The 3,530-nt window shown below is 69.8% G+C and carries 3 protein-coding genes; 2 read left to right on the top strand and 1 reads right to left on the bottom strand.

What is annotated here, in order from left to right; all coding sequences use genetic code 11:
* Window positions 1–1,472: cytochrome P450 (locus AC1DKV_RS40235; protein WP_477139736.1), on the bottom strand; the 1,472-nt coding region annotated here is incomplete at its 3' end.
* 288 nt (window positions 1,473–1,760) lie between these two features.
* On the opposite strand from AC1DKV_RS40235, the gene AC1DKV_RS40230 reads away from it, so the two are divergent.
* A complete protein-coding gene (locus AC1DKV_RS40230; protein ID WP_477139735.1) occupies window positions 1,761–2,435 on the top strand; it encodes a TetR family transcriptional regulator in 675 nt (224 codons plus the stop codon).
* A 61-nt stretch (window positions 2,436–2,496) separates the two neighbouring features.
* The gene (locus tag AC1DKV_RS40225; RefSeq protein WP_441612927.1) at window positions 2,497–3,441 is read left to right on the top strand and encodes an alpha/beta hydrolase fold domain-containing protein; all 945 of its coding nucleotides are present in this window, start codon (window positions 2,497–2,499) and stop codon (window positions 3,439–3,441) included.
* Window positions 3,442–3,530 lie beyond the last annotated feature (89 nt).

Below are 3,530 nucleotides of genomic sequence, written 5' to 3'. Positions count from 1 at the left end.
GCGGCCACGATGCGCTCGTGCGGACGGCGGCGGCGCGCGCGCAGCGTGAAGGCGTCCGGCTTGAGCGTGAGCGTTTCCTTGATGCGGAACTGGTAGTCGTGCGGATCGCTGAACTGGAAGTTGCGCAGCATCAGCGCGAGCGCCAGCTTGGCCTCGGTCAGCGCGAACTGGCGCCCGATGCAGGCACGCTCGCCGTTGCCGAACGGCTTGTAGGCATGCGGATGGATGCGCGCCTCGTTCTCCGGCAGGAAGCGGTCGATATCGAAGCGATCGGGATCCTCCCATACCTTGGGGTCGCGATGCAGGCCGGTAAGCACCACCGACACGCGCCGGTTCTTCTGGATCAGGTAGCGTCCGCCCAGCACGGTGTCCTCGAACGGCGCCACCGAGAAGCCCGGCGCGGTGGGCCACAGCCGCAGCGTTTCCTTGAGCACGCGGTCGATCACCTGCAGGCGGGCCAGGTCGGCATAGACCGGCGGCGCGTCGCCGGGCAGCACGGCGTCCACTTCGGCATAGGCCTGCGCCAGCACGCCCGGGTTGCGCAGCAGCTCGTACAGTGCGAAGGTGAGCATGCCGCTGGTGGTCTCGTGCCCGGCGATCAGGAAGGTGATGACCTGGTTGCGGATATTCACGTCGTCCAGGCGTTCGCCGGTCTCGGGATCGCGCGCGTCGAGCATCAGGTTGAGCAGGTCGGGCGCGGGCGCCTGGCCCTGCGCGGCCGCCGCGCGGCGCTGCCTGACCACGTCGTCCACCAGCTCGCGCATGAAGCCGACATCGGCGGCGAACTTGCGGTGCGCCGCATGCATGAACTTGTCCTTGATGGCGAAGCGCGTGAGCTTGCCCATGGCCTCTTCGAGCGCGCCCACCATGGCGTCGATGAAGGGATGCAGCTTTTCGCTGGCGAAGGAATCGAAGTCGTAGCCGAAGCCCGACAGCGCGATGGTGTCCAGCGTGAGGCGGGTCATGTCGTCGGCCACGGCGATGTCGGCGCCGGGGCCTTGCCGGTCCCATTTGCCGACCAGGCGCTCGGCCACGCGCAGCATCACGTCGAAGTAGCCCTTCATGKCGCGCTGGCTGAAGGCCGGCATCAGGATGCGGTGCGCACGGCCCCAGTTCTCCTCGTCGTGGTCGGCGGTAAACAGGCCGTCGCCACCCACCTCGCGCAGGTAGGACAGCGGCGGGCCGATCAGCTTGCGGTAGCGCTGGCCGTCGGACAGCTCCGCCACCAGCTCTGCATCGGAGATGAAGGCCACGCGCCGCCCGGCGAAGTTCAGCTCGAAGATGCCGTCGAACTCGCGGCTGCGCGCTAGCAGGTGCTGCGCGACCATGCCGGGCGTGACCTGCAGGAGATTGCCGACCACCKGCCAGCCGGGCGCCTGCGGGATGGGCTCGAGCGCGCGCGTCACCGGCGCGGCAGCCGCGGCGGAACCGGTAGCGGCGGAGACGGAAGCCGGGTTGGAGACTGGCTRCATGTTCAGGTCACCGTTCGAAGTCGGCGCGCAAGGCGCCGGGGTTGTGCCGGGCGGCCCGCGGGCCGCGCGTGTCTCGTGTGTCTTCGTTCTTGGACGTAGACAAGCGTCTACTTTTGCAGCAAAGTAGACGAATGTATGCCGAGTGTCAATTCCAAACGGTTTTTCGCAACGGCCTCGTGCAACAGGATCACGCAACAGGATCGCGCAACAGGATCGCGCAACAGGCCGTGCCCGGCCCGCTCCGGATATGCTTGCGCTATCCCAGCCTCAATTTTTCAGACCGATACCATGGATGACGTTGCCGCCGGCAAACGCAAACTGATCGACGCCGCGCTGCGCCTTGCCGCCGCGCGGCGCAGCTTCGCCGGCCTCGGCCTGCGCGAGCTTGCGCGCGAAGCGGGCCTCAATCCCAACACCTTCTACCGCCATTTCGCCGATATGGAAGAACTGGCACTGACGGCCGTGGCCGAGGTCAGCAACGAGCTGCGCCCGATGCTGCGCGCGGTGCGCTGGGCCGCGGCGCGCGACAATCCCGGCGAGGTCGCCACGCGTTGCTGCGAGGCCTTCTTCGCCTACGCCGAGGCGCACCCCGACGCCTTTATCGTCGGCGTGTGCGGCAGCACCGGGCCGCAGCCGGCGCTGCGCCACGCGGTGCGCCAGCTGCTGGCCGACATCGCCGCCGAAACGGCGGAAGACATCKAGCGGCTGGCACTCTGCCCGGGGCTGCCGCGCACGGCCATCGACGACCTGATCGCCTACGTGGTGTCCTACCTGTTCCATCTGTCGACCGACTATCTCGAAGACAACGCGCAGGGGCGCCGCAAGCGCATCGAACAATCGCAGCAGCTGATCTGCTGGCTGCTGCATGGCGCCGCGGAGCAGCAGCGCGGGCCCGCGCATGTCCAGGCCGCCGCGCCCACTGCGGGCCGCAAGCGCAAGCCGCAGCAGGGGCGGCCGCACTGAGCGGGGCGCCAGGACAAGGCCGGGTAACGACAAGCAGTGGTGACCAGCGAGCGAGGAGCCGATGAGCCTGCAGAACCTGTTGCTGTCCTATGGATTGAGAAAGCGCCTGAAGCGCGGGCCACCGCCCGCGCAGATCGACGTGGCCGCCGCGCGGCGGGCGATGTCGCAGTTCGGGCACAATGCGCGCGTGCCTGCGGGCTGGCGCATCGAGCGCTCCGGGGACGCCGGCTTGCCTGGGGAATGGACGCGCCGCGAAGGCGCCGGTGCGCATGCTGATCTGCAGGCTGGCTCGCAGGCCGATGTGCCGACGCTGTTCTACCTGCATGGCGGCGGCTACTACTTCTGCACGCCGCAGACGCATCGCCCGCTGACGCTCGCACTGGCGCGCAAGACCGGCATGCAGGCGTTCTCGCTGGACTACCGGCTGGCGCCGGAGCATCCGTTCCCCGCCGCGCTGGACGATGCGCTCGCTGCCTATGCGGCGCTGCTGGCGCGCGGCATMGCGCCGGGGCAGATCGTCATCGCCGGCGATTCGGCCGGCGGCGGGCTGGCGCTGGCGACGCTGCTCGCGCTACAGGCGCGCGGCCTGCCACTGCCCGCCGGGGCGCTGCTGTTCTCGCCGTGGACCGACCTCGCCGCCACCGGCGAAACACTGCGCAGCAACGACCGCCACGACGTGATGTTCCATGGCGAATCGATCGCACGCGCCGCCCGTCTCTATCTCGGCAAGACCGCCGCCACCGAGCCGCTGGCATCGCCGCTGTACGCGGATGCCGCCGCGCTGGCCACGCTGCCGCCGCTMTATGTGCAGGCCAGCGACAAGGAAGTGCTGCTCGACGATTCGCGCCGGCTGGTCGAGCGCTGCCTGGCCGCCGGCGGCCAGGCGGAGTTGCACATCTGGCGCGGCTTGCCGCACGTCTGGCAGCTCTATCACCCCTTCCTGCCCGAGGCGCGCCGCGCGCTGGGCGATGCGGCGGCCTTCGCCAGCCGCGTCACCCGGAACTGAGCGCGCCGGCGCGCTCACGCCAGCCGCGCATAGCCGGCGGCTGCCGCGGCGCGCGCCATGCGCGCCACCGGCGCGTAGTGCGCCAGCGC

Source organism: Cupriavidus sp. 05T41 (assembly GCF_056396525.1).
This window is presented reverse-complemented; position numbering and strand designations above follow the sequence as displayed.